This window comes from Neisseria elongata subsp. elongata, from assembly GCF_900113545.1.
In the GTDB taxonomy this organism is placed as follows: domain Bacteria; phylum Pseudomonadota; class Gammaproteobacteria; order Burkholderiales; family Neisseriaceae; genus Neisseria; species Neisseria elongata.
Window position 1 is genome coordinate 1 of record NZ_FOPS01000005.1, and the last position, 18624, is coordinate 18624.

The following is an 18624-nucleotide window of genomic DNA, read 5'->3' on the forward strand; positions in this document are numbered from 1 at the left end:
AAGCACTACCCCGCTGCCGTCCGACTTGCATGTGTAAAGCATGCCGCCAGCGTTCAATCTGAGCCAGGATCAAACTCTTATGTTCAATCTCTAACTTATAACTTCTGGTCTGCTTCAAAGAAACCGACAGAATAATGTTCAAAACATCATCTTGTCTGTCTTCTAAACAGTGTGAGGCCTAAGCACTCACACTTATCGGTAATCTGTTTGTTAAAGAGCAAAGACGATTATTATAGCACGCCGCTTCTTTTTGTCAAACTATTTCTGAAAAGAAACGGAACTCAACCGTCAAAATACGCCGCCGAAGCGGCGAAGAACCGAACTATACGCACATCCGAAAATACTGTCAAACAAATATTGCAAGAAAATATGGGAAATTGCTTATCAGCATGTTTTATATGAACATTTAATTGATTTTTTATTCTGCATATTTCTGGGCAACATTTTTTACTTTATTCAACCATCGTCTTTCTTCTGTTTTACTTGGCAACGTATCAGAAGCAAACAGCCATTCTTCATATTGGTGCAATACCTGGGTTACTTCTGTATCTTCTGCATTATTTTGCTTCATTATTTCGATCAGTTCTGAAGCAGTAACGGATGGCAGGGTTTCATCTTCTGAACCAAGCAACACATTCTTCAATAATAGGAAGCCCTCTGCCAACGGTTCTTGCTCCTTCCTCCTGCCTCGCAGCCACCACCAAGCAATAGGCAACAAAGCAACCAGGATGCCTCCGAATCCTACTAAGATACCGGTAGAAAAATTGAATTTTCCCAGTCCTATTTTTGCAAACAGGTTGTTTTGACTGCTGTCATCATAATTGACAACCCATTGCTGCCAATAGAACTGCCCGCTCTCTGCCCATCGGTTCCAAATTTGGTCGTTATTCCCACCGGATACCAATTGCCATTCGTTTTCAGGCAAGGCATTGCTCAACCCGCCGCTTTGGCGTTGTGCGGACGCCGCAGTCGTGGGGTCTATACGCAGCCACGCCTGCTCTTCTTCAAGCCAAATTTCTGCCCATGCATGGGCATCTTTGCTGCGGATTTGCCAAAAATTACCGTTCTCCTGATAGTCGCCGCCGAGATAACCGGTGACGACACGGGCCGGGATGCCCGCTGCACGCATCATTACGACAAAACTTTGGGCATAGTGTTCGCAAAAACCCTGTTTACTACCGAACATGAAATCATCGATGCCGTCGTTATTGTTGTATAGGGGCGGTTGCAAGGTATAGGCGAACTTTTGCCTGCGGTAATAATTGAGGACTTTATCGGCAAACTGCCGTGTGGATGTACTTTCTCCGGCCAGTAGTTGCGCCAATTGGCGGGTACGGAAATTGCCGCTTGGTGGCAAACGTAGATAATACTGTTTTTCAAATTCCTGCAAGGTTTGCGGCATAAAATCGGAAACACTGGATTGCAGATTGACCCGCCTCAAACCCTCCCTGCTGCGGACACGGATAACGTTTCCTAACCGGACGGACACGGCGGGCGGGTGATTATTTGAAGCCAGCGGATAATCCAAAACGGGAATAATGCCGTTCTGATCCCGCAAAATCATTTGATACGACACCTTGAGGCCGTCTGAACGCACATTTGCAGTAGGATCATCAATCGCCACAGGCAACGCCCGCCATGTTTTCCCGTCAAAATCCGCCATCACCACCGCACGCCAATAAAGCTGTTCCGGACGGGGACGGATATCGTTGTCGAAGGTTACGTTGGCCACTAATTCGTTGCTTTGTACCAAGCTGCCGATATTGCCCGGCTCCATCGTATCGGACAAGCCGGTTTTCGCCTGTTCCTGCTTTGGCTGCGGTATGCGCCACAATGGCTCGCTTTTTCTCGGCATCACGACGAACAACACAGCCATCAGCGGCAATGTCAGGCCGAAGGCCAACAAACCTTGCCGCACGGCCGTACCGACGGTCAGCCCGCAAAGCAGCGCGAAACACAGGCTGACGGACAACAAGGCCAACAGCAGCCATGCGCCGGTCAGCAGGCTTTGGTTGAACAACACGGCCGAACCGATCAGAAACAGCATGGACAGCAGCAGCACCTGCCAATCGCGCATCGCCCGGCCTTCAAAAGCCTTCAGCATAATCATCAACAGCAGGAAAGAAATGCCGCCCTCGCGGCCGATGACGGTACCCAACTGCTGCCACACGACCGCTCCTGCTGCCACCAGTAAAATCATCAAGAACCAGGTCGGAAGTTTACCCGCCCGCAGATACAGCAGCACAAAACGCAATAACAGCATGCCGCCAAACACGGTAATGATGCCGGCAGGCAGCGTCGTCAGCAGCGGCAGTGATGCCCAAACCAATGCGAGCAAAACCGCCGCAATCACTTTGCGCGGCGGTATCTGTTCCAAAAAGGCGGGATTCAATATCAGCATGGAAAAAACGTTTCCGTAGGTTTTGTGGCGTTTGAGGCCGTCTGAAAGCGCGGCTCACACACGGTGAAAATAGATTGCGCCCGTATGGAAGGCCGTTTCAGACGGCCTCTTGTCTTTACATCAGCGCCAACGCGGCAAGGCACATTTCGCGCTGGCCGTTTTGCGGCGCGATGGTGCGGCGCGGCAGCTCCAACACATACGGCGCACCAAACCGTTCGGCATCGAGCACGCGGCGGCACAGCAGCCCTGCCAGCCGTTCGTTATCCGTACCCGCCGGATAATCCCGGTAGGAAATGATACGGTCGTCGGCCACTGCCTGCAGTTCTTCAAAGCGTTTCGACATCATTTCGCCTGTTTTGGCATAAGTTTTCCATGCCACATGCTGCAGCGGCATGCCGTCCTGATGCACTTGAAGGTAGGCCAATTCGTCGCCGCCGGGTTTCAGACGGCGTTCAGCCGCCTGAACGTCCGCCTTCGGCCTTGCCTGCGTCGGCGTATGCGCTATCGGCGCGGGATACACCAGCGCGTCGCTCGGCCAGTGCCAGACGCATTGGGCGGCAATCAGGCCAAACGGCGCAACTGAAGCGGTACGCAGCGGCGGCACGCGCAACCGTCCGCGCAGGCGTGCGGGAACGCGCCAAACGAACTCTTTCTCCCCTGCCGCATCCACCGTCCAAGCCTGCCACAGGTTTTCAGACGGCCTGTCGCCGTTTAGAAAATCATCTTCGCTGCACAGCCACAATTGCCGCTGCCTACGGTTGTTCACGGCGCGCAGGTGCAGTTCGGCCTCTTGTCCGGCAAACACTTCTTTAGGCATTTCCACGTCGATTTGCAAGGACAAAAGCTGGCGCAGGGTCAGCAGCACGCCAACGATAAGGAAGCCCAAAAGCCAAAAGGCGGCGGCATAGGCCAAATTGACTTGGTAATTGACGCCGACCAGCCACAGCAAAACCACGACGACCGCCATACCCGCACCCAAGCGCGTCGGGCGGCAGCGGATGGCGGACAAGGCGGGCGAACGTCCGACGGACGGCGCGGGCAGGGGTTTACTGAACGGCCACATGATTGAGGATGCCGTTGAGCAGCTGCGTGCTGCTGCCGCCCTGTTGCAGCGGGTGCAGGCGGTGGTTGGTCACGGAAATCCAAACGGCCTTGATGTCGTCCGGCAGCACATGGCCGCGTCCGTGCATGAACGCCCATGCTTTGGCGGCATTGACGACGGCCAGTCCCGCACGCGGGCTGAGGCCGGTAACGAACAGGCCGGGCTGGCGGGTGGCCTGCACCAGCCGGAACACATAATCGGCAGCGGCTTGGGCAAACTTCGTCTGTGCCGCCTGCTGTTGCCAGGCCGTCAGGGTTTCGGCATTGCAGACCGGCTGTATTTTCGGCAGCACGCGGCGGCGGTCGCCGTGGAAATAGAGCATTTTTTCCGCTTCGGCGGCGGGATAGCCCATGCTCAAACGCATCATGAAACGGTCGAGCTGGGATTCGGGCAACGGGAAAGTGCCGAGCTGTTCGGTCGGGTTTTGCGTCGCCACAACGATGAAGGGCTTGGGCAGGCGGTAGGTTCGGCCGTCCACCGAAACCTGCTTTTCCTCCATGGCTTCAAGCAGGGCGGATTGCAGTTTGGGCGAGGCGCGGTTGATTTCGTCGGCCAGCAGGAAGGAGTGGAACACGGGGCCGGGGTGGAATTCGAATTTGCCTTCGTTCGGGCGGTAGATGTTGATGCCCAAGAGGTCGGAAGGCAGCATGTCGTTGGTGAACTGCACGCGGCGGTAGTCCAGGCCGAGCACCGCCGCCACACCGTGCGCCAGCGTGGTTTTGCCTACGCCCGGCACGTCTTCCAACAAAACGTGGCCGTCGGCCAAAATGCAGGCCAGCAGTTGTTTGAGTACGTCTTCTTTGCCCAGGATTAGGGTGTTGAGCTGTTGCAGGGCTGCCTGTATGTTTTGCGCCATAATCGTTATGCGTCTCAAATAAATCGTCGAAGCGGCGGATTGTAGCATGAGGCCGTCTGAAAAGGGTTTTCAGACGGCCTCCCGATATATCGCCGTGCGCCATCAGACGTGGTGCACGACGAGTTTCCGGCCTTTGTAGTCTAAAACGTCCACATCCATGTCGAACAATTCGCGAATGTTGGCGGCGGTGAAGACTTCGTTGGGGTGGCCGGTCATGGCGACGCGCCCGCCCTTCATGGCGACGACGTGGTCGGCGTAGGCGGCGGCCTGGTTGATGTCGTGCAGGACGACGACGGTGGTGCGGCTGTGTTCGTCGGTCAGGCGACGCAAAAGCTGCATCAGGTTGCGGGCGTAATACATGTCTAAGTTGTTGAGCGGCTCGTCCAGCAAAACGTAATCGGTCTGCTGGCAGAACACCATGGCTATCATCGCCCGCTGCCGCTGTCCGCCCGACAGCTCGGTCAGGTAGCGTTCGGCAAACGTCTGAAGCTGGAAAGACGCCAATGCGTTTTCAACGATGGCTTTGTCGTTTTCAGACGGCCTGCCCTGATGGTAGGGATAACGGCCGAACATGAGCAGGTCGCGCACGCTGATGCGGCTGACGATGTTGTTTTCCTGTGTCAGGATGGAGAGTGTTTTGGCCAATTCGGCGGTCGGGGTGGCCGTTACGTCCAGTCCGCCGCAGGTGATTTTGCCGTGTTTGAGCGGTTGCAGCCGCGCCATGAACGACAAAAGGGTGGATTTGCCCGCGCCGTTGGGCCCAATCAGCGCGGTGATGCCGCCTTGCGGGATGTCGAGGCTGACATTGTCCAATATGGTTTGCCCGCCTATGCCGTGGCTGACGTTTTGGATGGAAATCATTGTATTATTCTCTTGTTTTCATTTGATTGGAATGTGGTTTTCAGACGGCCTTACAAAGTAAAAGGCCGTCTGAAAAAACTACTTCGGCTTTCGCAGCACCAGCCATAAAAACACCAGTCCGCCGGCAAATTCGATGACCACGCTCAACACGGCCTTCATGCCCAAAAGGTGTTCGAACACGGTCTGCCCGCCCACCAGAAGCACCGATGCGGTAAGAAAGGCCATCGGCAGGCGCAGGCTGTGGCGGATGCTGCCGCAAAAGCGGTCGGACAAGGCCACCACCAGCAGGCCGAAAAAGCTCACGGGCCCGACCAAGGCCGTGGCCGTGGCCGTCAAAACCGCAATCCAGAATAGAATCCACAACATATCGCGCCGGTAATTCAGGCCGAGATTTACCGCCTGATCGCGCCCCAGCAGCAGCACGTCCAACTTATACCGTTCGCGCCACAGGAAGAAGGCCGACACCAGCGCGATAACGGCCGATACCCCCAGCAGCTTGGCGTTCACTGTATTGAACGAAGCAAAAGTGCTCGACTGCGCCACGGCAAACTCTTCGGGGTCGAGCAGCCTTTGCAGCAACGACGACAGGCTGCGGAACAAAATGCCGAACACCACGCCGATTAAAATCATCCGCGCCAAATCGCGCCCGCCCTGCCGCATCAGCGTTTGGAACAGCAGCAGCGAACCGCCGACCATCGCCGCCAGTTCGAAGGCGAACTTGCCCGTCTGCGGCAGAGACGAATAACCGATGCCGCCCAACACCGCCACCAGCAGCGTCTGCAAAAACACATACAGCGAATCGAAACCCAGCACCGACGGCGTGAGAATCGGATTGTTGGTCAGCGTTTGGAACAGCAGGGTCGAAACGCCCACCGAATACGCCACCAGCAGCAGCGAAGCCAGCACCATCCCCCGCCTTGGTAAGACGAAATCCCAATGCCCGTTCGCACCCAGCGTCATAAACAGCACGCAGGATGCGGCCAGCAGGGCCAAAGCCGGCCACAGCGGGTGGTACAGGCCGGACAATGCGGCCGTTTTTTCCTTCGACATTCGGCACCTCCCTTTTTCAGACGGCGTGCGCGGGTTTGCGCATCAGTAGGTACAAAAACAACACCGTCCCCACCACGCCGAACACGGTGGATACGGGAATCTCGAACGGCGCGCGTATCGTCCGGCCGACGATGTCGCAGGCCAACACCAGCGAAGCCCCCATCAGCGCGACCGCCGGCAGGCTCGCACGCAGCTTGTCGCCCATCAAACGGCTGACGATATTGGGCACGACCAGCCCGATAAACGGAATGCTGCCCACCGTAACCACCACCAGCGAAGTAATCAGCGACACAATCATCAGCCCCGACCACAAAACCACCGTGCGGTTCAGGCCGAGATTGACGCTGACCGAATCGCCCAGCCCCGCAATCGTCAATTGGTCGGCAATCAAATAAGCGCATGCCGCCGCCGCACCGCCTATCCACAGCAGCTCGTAACGTCCCTGCATCATATTGGAGAAATCACCCGACAACAGCGCGCCCAAAGCCTGCATCATCTCCTGCTCATAAGCGATAAACAGCGTAACCGACTCAATCACTCCGCCGAAAATCACCCCCACCAGCGGCACCATCAACTGCGCCGTCGGCGGCAGGCGCGAAATCAACGCCATAAACAGCAGCATCCCTGCCATCGCCGCCGCCGCGCCGACCGACATCCTCAACAGCGGCGCAACGGACGGCGCAAACAGCATCATCAGCAGCAAGGCCAAGGCCGCACTCTGGCTCGCCCCCACCATCGAAGGCTCGACAAAGCGGTTTTTCATTAAAATCTGCATAATCATGCCCGCCACCGCCAGCGACGCACCGCTCAACACCACCGCGAAGGTGCGCGGCAGGCGGCTGATCAGCATCAACTGCATACTGTCGGCCGAAGAAAAAATCCGCGACCAATGAAATTCCGCCACCCCGACCGACAAACTCAATGCAAACAGCGGCAGCAATATCAACAGATTGGCCAGATTGAACACCAATGCCTGTCGTTTCATGATTATTTCCTTAAATGGTTGAAGCCCCGCCGTTGAGGGCGTCACACCCGTTTGGCTTTATACGCAGTCCCGCGTGTCGGAATATCGCATCACATTGCCACACAACATCCGCGCACAGCCCGCACAAACTTTCAGACGGCCTCATGGCGGCATCCCGCGCATCAAGGCCGTCTGAAAAAATTTAACGCCTATTTCGCCTTAGAAAAAGCATCCTTCAACAAATTGCCCGCATTCAGCAGCTCCTGCGCACCGCCTGTGGCCAGATAAGTTTCCGGCGGCAGATACACCACCTGGCCTTTTTTCCAGGCCGTACTCTGCGCCACCAGCGGATTATTCAGCACTTCGCGCGCCGCCTGCCCTTCTTCGCCTATCGCCGCACTGCGGTCGAGGACAAACAGCCAGTCCGGATTTTTCTCCTTGATATATTCAAAAGAAACCGGCTGTCCGTGCGAACCTTCCTTAATCGCCTCGTCCGCCGCAGGCACGCCGATATCGCGGTGTATCCAACCGCCCAAACGCGAATCGGGGCCGAAGGCCGACAACTTGCCCGCGTTCACCAAAATCACCAGCCCTTTTCCCTTACCCTGCGCGGCGGCCTTCGCATCGGTAAACGTCTTATCAATTTCCGCCTTCAAAGCATCCGCTTCGGCCTGCTTGCCGAAAATCCTGCCGTAAGCATCAATGCGCGCCTTCGCACTCTCCTTCATATTGTCCGTTTGCGCCGTCATATCGATGGTCGGCGCAAGCTTGGCCAATTCGTCGGACACCTTATCTTTAGCCATACGGCTGCCGATAACGATCAACTGCGGGTTATAGGCGTTCAAGGCTTCGTAATTCGGTTCGAACAGCGTACCCGCCTTTACCGCGTCTTTCAGCGGCACATCCAGATACGCCAAATTCTGCGAATCTACAGATGCGCCGATTTTCACGCCCAATTTGCTCAATGTATCGACTGCACCCAAATCGTAAACCGCCACACGTTCGGGGTTTTGCGGCACAACGGCTTCGCCGTGCGCGGTTTGGACTTTAACCGAGCCGGCCGGCACTTCGGCTGCGGCAGAACCGGCCGGCACCGAAGCGGAGCCGTCCTGACCGCCGCAGGCGGCCAAAGCAAATGCGCAAGATAAAGTCATGAAAACGGAACGGAATTTCATCAAACATCACTCCAAAAAAAGATAAAAAAATATCTGCCTGTCAAAAGGCCGTCTGAAAACTTAATCGGCACTTTCAGACGGCCTTTTTAAAAATAATTATTCTCTTTCATTTTCTCATAAAACTACCGTTTTTAACAAACAGTAATATCGATTTTACTTCTACCGGCTTCAAATTTATTTTTATTTCTGTATTGACAGAAATTATAGACTGAAAATACAATGCAGCCATTCCAAACATCCAGGCCGTCTGAAAACGGCTTGAAGAGAAAATGCTGCAATATAAATACTGAAACAGCATTGAATAAAAGTTGAATAAACTGCCGTATCGTTATTCCGGCAAACCGCCGCGACAAAAATTTTTTGACTTAAAATTTCTGTTTAGACAGAAATTTAGGAATTTTAAAAATGAACCAGCAACACAGAATCCCCGACTACCTGCCCTACTCCCTCGGCATCCTGTGGCTGTGGAGCGGGCTGCAACCGGTTTTGACCGCGCCGCAGGAATCGCTTTCCCTCTTGGCCGAAGTCGGTTTTCAGACGGCCTTCCAATGGCCGCTGCTGCTGGCTTCATCGCTGCTCGACATCGTCTTCGGCCTGCTGTGTTTCAGCCGCGCGCGCCGCCTACCCGCACTTTGGGCGGTACAAGCGGCAACGGTGGCGGCATACAGCCTGATTATCGCGTTCGCCCTGCCGCAAATGTGGCTGCACCCGTTCGCACCGTTGGTAAAAAACCTGCCGATTTTGGCAATGCTGGCCTTCCTGCGGCATGAAGGCCGTCTGAAAAAGTAAAACCGCGTTTATTCGAGGAACGACATCATGAACACCTATCTGATTGTAAAAACCCTGCACATCCTTTCAGCCACGCTGATGGTCGGCACCGGCTTCGGCACGGCGTTCTACCTCTTCTGGGCCAACCGCAGCGGCTCAGTGCCGGCGCAGGCGGTGGTGTCGAAATGGGTCATCAAGGCCGACTGGTGGTTCACCACACCCGCCGTGATTTTCCAACCGCTGTCAGGCTGGTGGATGATGTCGCAGGCTCACTTATCCTTCGACACAAAATGGATAGCCTGGACCATCGGCCTGTATATCTTGAGCGGCATCTGCTGGCTGCCCGTGGTCTGGCTGCAAATCCGTCTGGCGAAAATGGCGCAGGCCGCACACGAAGCGGGAGAAAACAGCCTGCCGCAAAAATACTGGCGTTATGCGCGGATTTGGGAACTGCTGGGCTATCCCGCCTTCTGCGCCACAGTCGTCATTTACTTCCTGATGGTGCTCAAACCCGCCTGAGGCCGTCTGAAACCCGCCTGTAAACCCGAACCGCCCTATAGAGTAACGCAATGGACAAGCACACAATTTTTTACGATGCCGAATGCCCGATCTGCATCCGCGAAATCGCCCTGATTTTGGAAGACAACCGCGCGGAATATTTCAAAGCCGTCGCCATTCAGGGCAACGAAGAAACATTGAAACAATACGGCATTACCGCCGAAGATGCGCTGACCTACCTGCACATATTGCGCAACGACGGCGTCATGCTGGGCAAAATGCCGGCCGTCCGGCTGATGTACCGCGGATTTAAAGGCTTTGCCCTCGTCAAACTGGCCAACCTGCCGCTGCTCGACCGCCTCGCCGACCTGATTTACCCTTGGTTCGCCCGCAACCGCTACCGCTTCCCGGCGTGGCTCCTGCCCCGTCCTCAATGCGAAAACGGCGTATGCCGCATCAAACCTTTAGAAAGGAACCTGAAATGAAAAAACTGTTGCTCCCCCTGCTGCTGTTGCCTTGCGCCGCCTTTGCCGCCGACGACGGCGGACTGTCCCAATGCCCCCGCGTCTTCCGCGACAACATGGAAATCGCCGTCTTCACCATGCCTTGTCCGCCCGACAGCCAAGATGCCGCCCTGCCGCCGGAAAAAATGACCGCCCACCTGCGCCGGGTTCAAGAATGCGAAAACCGCATGGCCGGCGGTGATGCCGCACAAGCTGCCCGAATCGAAAAAGAACTGCTTGAGTTCGTCGGTTCCCGTGCAAAAACCGTACGCGCCCTCGAAGGCAAACCGCAGGAAATGGCCGCCTACTGCCGGAAACAAAACGAAACCGCCCGCCGCCTGCTGCTGACTTACTGACCCGCCGGAACAACGAAAGGAAACACCATGGAAAACCTGATGATTGTTATCATGACGGCCGCCGTCTCCCTCCTCACCAGCCTGACCTGCTGGCTGATTGTCGGCCCGCAGCTCAAGCACGTCCTGGCCTCCCTCTGCAACGACGAACGCGAAAACGTCAAAGAAATAAGCGGCCTGTTCTGGCAGCGGCTCTACGCCGGGCTGACCGTCTTCATCCCGCTCCTGTGCGTCCTGGCGTTCGCACCGGATTTCGAACTCAGCGCGGCCGCCAACCTGCTTATCGCCATGCGCTGCGCCATCTTGGGCGGCGTCATCCTGCTTTTGGTGCTGGCCTACCAAATCCGGCAGCAAATCCGCCTGTTGCAGAAAAAAGAACCCTCAATACCCGCCGGATACCGCATCGGCGAACTGGAACAGCAAAAATGAAACCGACCGAAAAACCCCAAATCGAATGGCGCGACCTGCTGCACTTAAACCGCCGCCAGATTGCCTTCAACGTTTTGCTCTCCCTGCCGTTCTTGGCCGCATCCTGGCTGTTTGCGGCATACGGGCAATACCTTGCCGCACTCGTCATGTCGTTTTTCTTCTTCACCTGCGCCCTGCGGCAGGCGCACGACTGCTACCACCACAGCATAGGACTGAACCGTCCGGGCGTACGCATCATGCTGCACCTGCTGAGCATCGCCATGCTGTGCAGCACCCACGCCATCCGCCACACCCACCTGCAACACCACCGCGACCCGCTGGGCGAAGGAGACGTGGAAGGCAACTGGGCACGCCTGCCCGCCTGGAAAGCCATCCTGTTCGGCGGCCTGTTTTCCGTGCGCATCCAATGGCAGGGCCTGATGCACGGCAGCCGCACCACCCGGAGCCGCAGCCGCCTCGACATGTTCCTGATTGCCGCCTTTATCGCCGCCGCCCTCATCACGCGGCACCCCGTACTGCTTTACCACACCGCCGCCATGATAGCGGCCAACGCATTGGTCGGCTTCTTCGCCGTCTGGTCGGTGCACCACGACTGCGACACGCACGGCGTATACGCCCGCACCGAACGTCAGGCCTGGGCAAACTTCGCCACCGTTTACCTGCTCTACCACATGGAACACCACCTGTTTGCCGCCGTTCCCTCCAACCACCTGCCCGAACTCGCCCGCCGCCTCGATGCCGCCGCGCCGGAATGGAGCGCGCACCGCGTCCTGCCGCAGCCGAAAAAACAACCCTGCCCGCTCAAACGCCTGCTGCACACCTAAAACCTTTTCAGACGGCCTCCCCGTCCGGTACGGAGGCCGTCTGAAAACAGGAAAACAAAGCCGGAAGGCGGTTTCACAACCGAAACGGACAACGCGGACAACCATCCGTTTCCAAACCGCCGGCCAACGGAATATCGAATGCCCAAACACACGCCGGCCGCACATTCAAGCTTTCAGACGGCCTCAAGCATCCCCCGCCCAACGACAAAGAAAACAAGGAAAACACCATGAACATCCTGCTGCTCGGCGGCAGCGGCTTTATCGGCAGCCGCCTCGCCCGCCGCCTGCGCGAAGCCGGACACCAAGTCCGCACCCCGTCGCGCCGCGAACTCGACCTGCTGAACCCCGAAGCATCCGCCGCCATGCCGCTGCTGGAAGGCTGCGATGCCGTCGCCAACTGCGTCGGCATCATGAGCCGCCGCCGCGACCTGCTCGAAACCGTCCACCACCATACCCCCGCCAAACTGGCGGCGTGGGCGCGAGAAGCGGGCGTTTCCCGCTGGCTGCAACTCTCCGCCCTCGGCGCAGACCCCGCACATCCTGTCGCCTTCGTCGGCAGCAAAGGGCGCGGAGACGAAGCCGTCTGCGAAAACGGCCCGCACACCGTCTTGGCACGCCCTTCCGTGGTATACGGGCGCGGCGGCGGCAGCTGCGAAGCCTTCCTCAAACTGGCGCGCCTGCCCGTCCTGCCCCTGCCGGACGGCGGCCGTTTCGACCTCCAACCCGTGCATGCCGAAGACGTAGCCGACGGCCTCGCCCGCCTCCTGAACGCCCCGTCGGCGCACGGCAGCGTCATCCACATGACAGGCCGTCTGAAACTGACACTGGCCGACTACCTCAACCTATTGCGCCAAACCGTGCACCGCAAACCGCCGTTTCAAACCGCCTCCATCCCGCTCCCCCTCCTGCGCCCGATGTTGCCGCCGGCCAATCTGTTGAGCGACGGCTTCCTCAGCCCCGACAGCATCACCCTGCTGCAACAAGGCTCCTGCGCCGACACCGCCGCCTTCGCCGCCCTGCTGGAACGCGAACCGCTGGGTGCGGACGAGTTTTACCGCCTCGATTAACCCGCACCGACTATCCTTGGCCAAAAGAGGCCGTCTGAAAAAATCAAACGCCCGCCGTGATATACGGCGGGCGTTTTAACTGCAAAACGGCCGGATTCTGAACCAATCCGCTCAAGCGGCTGGATACGGCGGGGCGACACCACACATCGGTTTAAAACAAAATTCGCCGTATCCACATCTTTTCAGACGGCCTGCGCCGGTTTGCTTCGTCATTCCCGCACAGGCGGAAATCCAAACACGAATGCGCCGCTCACACCACCCATAGCAGAATTCGTCATTCCCGCGCAGGCGGGAATCCAGGCATCGGATTTTCAGAAACGTTTAGAATCTGTTGCACAGTCAAACTCCCCCCTGCGCGGCGGGCTTGCGTCAGCTGATGGCGATCCGGAGCGTCCTTATTTGATGGATTATATTTTCAGACGGCCTCCGCAATCATCGGGGCACTACAACCAACACACGAGCAATCAATACGGCATTGACCACTTGCCGCCATCTGCCTGCACCGGTTTGCTTCGTCATTCCCGCGCAGGCGGGAATCCAGGCATCGGATTTTCAGAAACATTTAAAATCTGTTACACAGCCAAACTTCCAAACTCCTCCTGCGCGGCGGCCTTGCGTCAGCTGATGGCGATATGGAGCGTCCTTATCCGATGGATTATATTTTCAGACGGCCTCCGCAATCAGTGAAGCGATGGTTTCGCTTGCGCCACGATGGCGGCGGATAAAACCTTCCGCGCAGTCCGATACCTGCCGGCGCAGCCGGTCGTCCGAAAGCCATTGTTCGGTTATCTTGCGCCATTCGTCGGCATCGCGCACCTGAACGGCCGCACCCGCCTCGGTTGCGCTGCGGCAGGCTTGTTCGAAATTGTAGGTGGAAAAACCGAACACGGTCGGCAGGCCGCAGGCAATCGGTTCGATGATGTTCTGACAGCCGCTGTCCACCAGGCTGCCGCCAACAAAGGCGGCATCGGCGGCGGCGTAATAGGCATAAAGCTCTCCCATGCTGTCGCCTATCCAAACCTGCGTATCGGCGGCCACTGCTTGGCCGTCGCTGCGTTTCTGCGTGCGGAAACCCAGCGTTAAGGCCGTCTGAAAAACGGCTTCGAAGCGTTCGGGATGACGCGGCACAATCACCAGCAAGGCATCGCCTCGGTAGGACTGCCAAGCCCGCAGCAGCAGTTCTGCTTCGTCTTGGTCGCGGTAAAAGCGGGTGCTGCCGCATACCGCCGTCGGCCTGCCGCCTATTTTGCGTTTGAACTCGGCGGCTTTCTCCAGCTGTTCGGGCGGCGGGGAAATATCGTATTTGGTGTTGCCGCACACTTTCGGGTCGGCCGCGCCCAAGCTTTTCAGACGGCCTGCATCGGTTTCGGTTTGGACATAGCAGCCTTTCAGGGCGGCCAAGGCCGGGCGGATAAGGGAAGCGGCCTTGAGGTAGCCGCGCTGCGATTTTTCCGACAGGCGGGCGTTGGCGAGAAATAAGGGGAGGTTCCGTTCGCGGCAGGCGGCCATGAGGTGCGGCCAGATTTCGGTTTCCATCAGGATGCCGAAGCGCGGGCGGTGTTCGTCGAGAAACTGCGCCACATAATCGGGACGGTCGTAGGGAAGGTAGCGGCATTGCGCGTCGGGAAACAGTTTTTCCGCCGTTTCGCGCCCCGTCGGCGTCATTTGGGTAATCAGCAGCGGCGCGTCGGGAAAGCGGCGGCGCAGGCTGCGGACGAGCGGTTCGGCGGCGCGCGTTTCGCCCACGGATACGGCGTGCAGCCAGATGGCGTTTTGCAGCGGCGCGGGATGCGGACGGCCGAAGCGTTCGTCCCAATAGTCGAGGTAGGCGGGGTTTTTGACGGCGCGGCGGCGGAGGTAGCGGCGGATAAGCGGCGGGGCGATTTGCCAAAGGGCGCGGTACAGCAGGGAAAGCGGTGTCATGTTCGAAGGCCGTCTGAAAAAGCGTTATTGTAGCTTTCAGACGGCCTCTGCGGATACGGCTTTATTCGGGAGTATGTTTTTCAGACGGCCTCTTCAGCGTCGAAATATTCGATTTCCAGCGTTTTGATGTCGTAGGAATCAAGACGGCCATTTTCCAAACAATAATGGCGGACGAGGTTGCCGCGCTCCTGCCGTATGGCAGAGGCCGTCTGAAACCTCAAACAGCATAACGCTATACGCATAAAATAACCCTGCCGCTTAAACGGCAGGGTTTCGGTATCGGATATTACGCCCCTTCGCGCAAGATGCGGCGGATGGCGGAAAGCTGGCGGCGGCTGACGGGCAGGACTTCCTCCACATCCAACACTTTCGCGCCCCAGCTGGCGTTGCTGTCGTCATCGTCGCCGTCGAGGCGGATCAGGCTGTCCAGCGTATGGCGCATCACCAGCGCGTTGCGGTGGACGCGGATGACTTTCTCACCCAGCAATTCTTCCCAGTACACCAGCGTTTTCGGCAGTTCGTATTTCGCACCATCGCCAGTAATCAAAAACACGGTTTTCTGGTCGGCCTGTAGGTAGCGCGCCTGCTGCCAAGGGATTTCCAACATGCGCTCGCGGGTAAACACTTGGAAGTTTTTGAATTCGTCGGCACTTTCTTCAATATTGTCCTGAACGCGGGCGAGTGCGGACTGCAGGCGGGCGATTTTAATCGGCTTGAGCAGGTAATCCTCCGCCGCCAGCTCGAACGCGCGCAAAGCGTGCTCTTCGTAAGCCGTGGTAAAAATCACATGCGGCTGTTTCTTGGCAATCCGTTTGATCCGTTCGACAAACTCCAAGCCGTTGATTTCCGGCATATTGATGTCGGTAAAGACAATATCGACTTCGTGCACGCTCAGCCATTCCAAAGCCGCTTTGGCATGATGGAACACTTTCAGCAACACGACATTGCATTCTTCAAGCAAAACACGCAGCCGCTCGGCCGCCAAAACTTCATCTTCAACAATGATTGCACTCGGCATAATTCACCATTAGTTTTTTTGTTTTCGCAGTCGTGCAATGCTAGCGGGTTATCCCCCGCTTAGCAATAGCCCCCGCGCCCTTTTTGCTTTGCTGACAGGCAAAAATGCCGCAAAAAGGCCGTCTGAAAGCCGGGCTTTGCCTTTTCAGACGGCCTTGACGACTGCTCTGGATAGAATTTTGAGAACGAAAATCAAATATGTTAATATTTTAAACCCATCATCCATAGTGAAAGCAAAGACAATGAAAACACCCAAATATCTGACCGCCCTGCTGCTTGCCGCCGCTGCGGCATCGGCATCCGCCGCCGAAATCGCTTCCGGCGAAGGCAAGGTTTTCGATGCGCCCGATTATGTCGTGGTCCGCAAAAAACTGGCCGCCGGCAGTGAAATGAAACGGCACAATCATCCGGGGCACGATGTTTTATTGACCATGAGCAAGGGGCGCGTGGTTTTCGAATTGAACGACGGTGAGAAACACGAATTGAAACCGGGAGACGTGATGCGGTTTGACGGCGCGGACTTTATTGCCGGCAAAGCGGCCGAGACGAGCGAGTTCGTCGTTACGCTGATAAAAGGGAAAACCGGAGGCGGGACGGAAAGCGGGCACGATCATCACCATCATCATTGAATTTCCCCGTCAAACGAAAAACGCAGGCCGTCTGAAAGCCTGCGTTTTGTGATTAGGATGAGTGTCCCGCCTTTTCAGACGGCCTGCCCGCCGCAATCGGGCCGATGGGCGTCATTTCCACGCCAACGCCGCATCGTAAAGCGATTTTTTATTCTCACCGCAGATTTCGGCAGCCAGCGCGGCGGCCTGTTTGGTGGGCAACTGGGCGGACAGAATCTTCATCACGCGCAGCGATTCTTCCGACAAACCGGCGTTTTTCTCCCGCACCGCCGGATGCAGGATCAACACCATTTCGCCGCGCGCCTGATTGCCGTCGTCCGCCAAGGCCGTCTGAATATCGCTGACCGTGCCGCACAAAAAGGTTTCAAACGTTTTCGTCAGCTCGCGCGCCAGCGTCAGCCGCCGCTGCGGGAACACGGCCGCCATATCGGCCAGAGCCGCCCCGATACGGTGCGGCGTTTCAAACATCACCACCGGATAGTCCGCTTCCGACCACCGCTCGAACAGCTTGCGCCGTTCGCCCGATTTCGGCGGTAGGAAACCGTTGAAATAAAAATCCGACTCGGACACACCCGCCCCGCTCAAAGCCGCCATCACCGCACTCGCGCCCACCACGGGCACGACATTGAACCCCGCCCCGCGTACCCGCGCCGCCAGCCGCGCGCCCGGGTCGCACACCGCAGGCGTGCCCGCATCCGACACCTGCGCCACAATCAGGCCGTCTGAAAGCGCGGCCACCACCTTGTCGGCCATCTGCTGCTCGTTGTGTTCGCGCACACTCATCAGTTTCGCCTGAATGCCGTAGGCGGCAAGCAGCTGGGCGGTAACGCGCGTATCCTCGGCGCAAACCAAATCGGCACGCCCCAGCACGGCCAACGCGCGCAGCGTGATGTCGGCCAAATTGCCGATGGGCGTGGCCACCACATATAAGGCGGGCTGCAAACTGCCTGCGGCTTTGTTCAAAAATTTCTCTATCATGGGCGTTGCCTGTCGCAAATTTCAAAAGAGGCCGTCTGAAAGCGGGGCTTCAACGGAGTCCAAACGCATTTTCAGACGGCCTGCAAACCTGTAAAAGCCGCATTCTAACAAAACCGTCCTGCAAACGCTTGTATTTACATCGGCAGAGTATCCCCGTATTATCCGCCGCACCTGCGGCAAACCGCCCGCCCCGACCACGGAAACCCCATGCGCCTGAACCACCCGAGCGGACAGGCGGCGGAAGATACCGCCGCACATTTTCTGGAAAAGCAAGGCTGCCGCATCATCGCACGCAACTGGCACTGCCCGTTCGGGGAAATTGACCTGATTGCCGAACAAAGCGGCACCCTGCTGTTTGTCGAAGTCAAATACCGCCGCAGCGCGGCCTTCGGCGGCACGGCATACAGCATCACACCGTCCAAACTGGCCAAACTGCAAAAAAGCGCGGAATACTACCTGCAACAGCACCGCAAAGGGCGTACGGACTGCCGTTTGGACGCCGTCTTAATCGAAGGCGGGAATCCCCCCGTCTGGCTGCAAAACATCACAGGATAAAAATTTATGACCACCCTTCAAGAACGCGTACGCGCCCATTTCGAAGAAAGCATCGCCGCCAAACGGCAAACCGTCGAAGTGTTGGCCGAACCGACGGCCGAAGCCGCCATGATGCTGATCGAATGCCTGATGAACGACGGCAAAATCCTCGTCTGCGGCAACGGCGGCTCGGCGGCCGACGCGCAACACTTCGCCGCCGAACTGACCGGCCGTTTTGAAAAAGAACGCATGGAACTGGCCGCCATCGCCCTCACCACTGACACCTCCGCCCTCACCGCCATCGGCAACGACTACGGCTTCGAACACATCTTCAGCAAACAAGTCCGCGCACTCGGCCGCCCAGGCGACGTCCTGCTGGGCATCTCCACCTCCGGCAATTCCGGCAACGTCATCGAAGCGATTAAAGCCGCCCACGAACGCGATATGCGCATCCTCGCCTTCACCGGCCGCGACGGCGGGAAAATCGCCGCCATGCTCAAAGACAACGACATCCTGCTCAACGTCCCCCACCCGCGCACCGCCCGCATCCAGGAAAACCACATCGTACTGGTGCACGCCCTGTGCGACTGCATCGACACCGTACTCATGGAAGGTATGTAAGGCCGTCTGAAACCCGCCCTGCGGCAGAAAACAGACCCTTCAAACCGAAACATCCGCATCCTCAACAAAGG

The 18624-nt window shown here is 57.4% G+C and carries 21 protein-coding genes and 1 rRNA gene; 10 read left to right on the top strand and 12 right to left on the bottom strand.

What is annotated here, in order from left to right; genetic code table 11:
* The 8 genes from BM261_RS05910 to BM261_RS05945 all read right to left on the bottom strand — a co-directional run.
* A 16S ribosomal RNA gene (locus BM261_RS05910) occupies positions 1 to 85 on the bottom strand; the annotation flags it as partial.
* 333 nt (positions 86 to 418) lie between these two features.
* Positions 419 to 2401, bottom strand: coding sequence for a transglutaminase family protein (locus BM261_RS05915; protein WP_074896280.1), 1983 nt, complete (start codon positions 2399 to 2401; stop codon positions 419 to 421).
* A gap of 115 nt (positions 2402 to 2516) precedes the next feature.
* Entirely contained in the window at positions 2517 to 3464 is a 948-nt protein-coding gene (locus BM261_RS05920; RefSeq protein ID WP_074896283.1) for a DUF58 domain-containing protein, read from the bottom strand.
* Positions 3448 to 4359, bottom strand: a complete 912-nt coding sequence (locus BM261_RS05925) for an AAA family ATPase (protein WP_074896286.1) — start codon at positions 4357 to 4359, stop codon at positions 3448 to 3450. Before BM261_RS05925 ends, BM261_RS05920 begins: the two co-directional genes overlap by 17 nt.
* Before the next feature lie 102 nt (positions 4360 to 4461).
* A complete protein-coding gene (locus tag BM261_RS05930; RefSeq protein ID WP_074896288.1) occupies positions 4462 to 5220 on the bottom strand; it encodes an iron ABC transporter ATP-binding protein in 759 nt (252 codons plus the stop codon).
* Between the two features lie 78 nt (positions 5221 to 5298).
* Complete coding sequence (locus tag BM261_RS05935; RefSeq protein ID WP_074896291.1) at positions 5299 to 6270, bottom strand: iron chelate uptake ABC transporter family permease subunit; 972 nt, start codon at positions 6268 to 6270, stop codon at positions 5299 to 5301.
* A gap of 16 nt (positions 6271 to 6286) precedes the next feature.
* Positions 6287 to 7255 carry an ABC transporter permease gene (locus BM261_RS05940; RefSeq protein ID WP_074896294.1) on the bottom strand — a complete coding sequence of 323 codons (969 nt, stop codon included), beginning with the start codon at positions 7253 to 7255 and terminating at the stop codon, positions 6287 to 6289.
* A gap of 188 nt (positions 7256 to 7443) precedes the next feature.
* Positions 7444 to 8409 carry a siderophore ABC transporter substrate-binding protein gene (locus tag BM261_RS05945; protein WP_074896297.1) on the bottom strand — a complete coding sequence of 322 codons (966 nt, stop codon included), beginning with the start codon at positions 8407 to 8409 and terminating at the stop codon, positions 7444 to 7446.
* Between the two features lie 405 nt (positions 8410 to 8814).
* On the opposite strand from BM261_RS05945, the gene BM261_RS05950 reads away from it, so the two are divergent.
* The 7 genes from BM261_RS05950 to BM261_RS05980 all read left to right on the top strand — a co-directional run bounded on the left by BM261_RS05950 (position 8815) and on the right by BM261_RS05980 (position 12851).
* Positions 8815 to 9198 (top strand): DoxX-like family protein, encoded by a 384-nt coding sequence (locus BM261_RS05950; RefSeq protein ID WP_074896301.1) that lies wholly within the window; start codon positions 8815 to 8817, stop codon positions 9196 to 9198.
* A 27-nt stretch (positions 9199 to 9225) separates the two neighbouring features.
* Positions 9226 to 9696 (top strand): DUF2269 family protein, encoded by a 471-nt coding sequence (locus BM261_RS05955; RefSeq protein WP_074896304.1) that lies wholly within the window; start codon positions 9226 to 9228, stop codon positions 9694 to 9696.
* A 50-nt stretch (positions 9697 to 9746) separates the two neighbouring features.
* On the top strand, positions 9747 to 10160 hold the full coding sequence (locus BM261_RS05960) for a thiol-disulfide oxidoreductase DCC family protein (protein ID WP_003770786.1): 414 nt from the start codon (positions 9747 to 9749) through the stop codon (positions 10158 to 10160).
* The gene (locus BM261_RS05965) at positions 10157 to 10534 is read left to right on the top strand and encodes a hypothetical protein (protein WP_003770784.1); all 378 of its coding nucleotides are present in this window, start codon (positions 10157 to 10159) and stop codon (positions 10532 to 10534) included. The genes BM261_RS05960 and BM261_RS05965 overlap by 4 nt, the downstream gene beginning before the upstream one ends.
* Before the next feature lie 27 nt (positions 10535 to 10561).
* Complete coding sequence (locus BM261_RS05970; RefSeq protein ID WP_074896307.1) at positions 10562 to 10960, top strand: hypothetical protein; 399 nt, start codon at positions 10562 to 10564, stop codon at positions 10958 to 10960.
* Positions 10957 to 11784 carry a fatty acid desaturase family protein gene (locus BM261_RS05975; RefSeq protein WP_074896309.1) on the top strand — a complete coding sequence of 276 codons (828 nt, stop codon included), beginning with the start codon at positions 10957 to 10959 and terminating at the stop codon, positions 11782 to 11784. The genes BM261_RS05970 and BM261_RS05975 overlap by 4 nt, the downstream gene beginning before the upstream one ends.
* A gap of 227 nt (positions 11785 to 12011) precedes the next feature.
* Complete coding sequence (locus BM261_RS05980) at positions 12012 to 12851, top strand: complex I NDUFA9 subunit family protein (protein WP_074896312.1); 840 nt, start codon at positions 12012 to 12014, stop codon at positions 12849 to 12851.
* Between the two features lie 663 nt (positions 12852 to 13514).
* Here BM261_RS05980 and waaA read toward each other — a convergent pair.
* From waaA to BM261_RS05990, 3 genes are all read right to left on the bottom strand, one after another.
* Entirely contained in the window at positions 13515 to 14774 is a 1260-nt protein-coding gene (gene waaA / locus BM261_RS05985) for a lipid IV(A) 3-deoxy-D-manno-octulosonic acid transferase (RefSeq protein ID WP_074896315.1), read from the bottom strand.
* Positions 14775 to 14854: 80 nt separating this feature from the next.
* Complete coding sequence (locus tag BM261_RS12655; RefSeq protein ID WP_162817032.1) at positions 14855 to 15016, bottom strand: hypothetical protein; 162 nt, start codon at positions 15014 to 15016, stop codon at positions 14855 to 14857.
* A 44-nt stretch (positions 15017 to 15060) separates the two neighbouring features.
* Entirely contained in the window at positions 15061 to 15792 is a 732-nt protein-coding gene (locus BM261_RS05990; RefSeq protein ID WP_070454100.1) for a LytR/AlgR family response regulator transcription factor, read from the bottom strand.
* A gap of 241 nt (positions 15793 to 16033) precedes the next feature.
* Between BM261_RS05990 and BM261_RS05995 the strand changes: the two genes are divergently transcribed.
* Complete coding sequence (locus BM261_RS05995; protein ID WP_074896318.1) at positions 16034 to 16420, top strand: cupin domain-containing protein; 387 nt, start codon at positions 16034 to 16036, stop codon at positions 16418 to 16420.
* Between the two features lie 111 nt (positions 16421 to 16531).
* On the opposite strand, the gene rsmI is transcribed toward BM261_RS05995, so the two are convergent.
* Positions 16532 to 17398, bottom strand: a complete 867-nt coding sequence (rsmI, locus tag BM261_RS06000; RefSeq protein ID WP_074896321.1) for a 16S rRNA (cytidine(1402)-2'-O)-methyltransferase — start codon at positions 17396 to 17398, stop codon at positions 16532 to 16534.
* 207 nt (positions 17399 to 17605) lie between these two features.
* On the opposite strand from rsmI, the gene BM261_RS06005 reads away from it, so the two are divergent.
* Both BM261_RS06005 and BM261_RS06010 read left to right on the top strand, forming a co-directional pair.
* The gene (locus tag BM261_RS06005) at positions 17606 to 17953 is read left to right on the top strand and encodes a YraN family protein (RefSeq protein ID WP_003773543.1); all 348 of its coding nucleotides are present in this window, start codon (positions 17606 to 17608) and stop codon (positions 17951 to 17953) included.
* Positions 17954 to 17959: 6 nt separating this feature from the next.
* Complete coding sequence (locus BM261_RS06010; RefSeq protein ID WP_003773546.1) at positions 17960 to 18553, top strand: phosphoheptose isomerase; 594 nt, start codon at positions 17960 to 17962, stop codon at positions 18551 to 18553.
* Positions 18554 to 18624 lie beyond the last annotated feature (71 nt).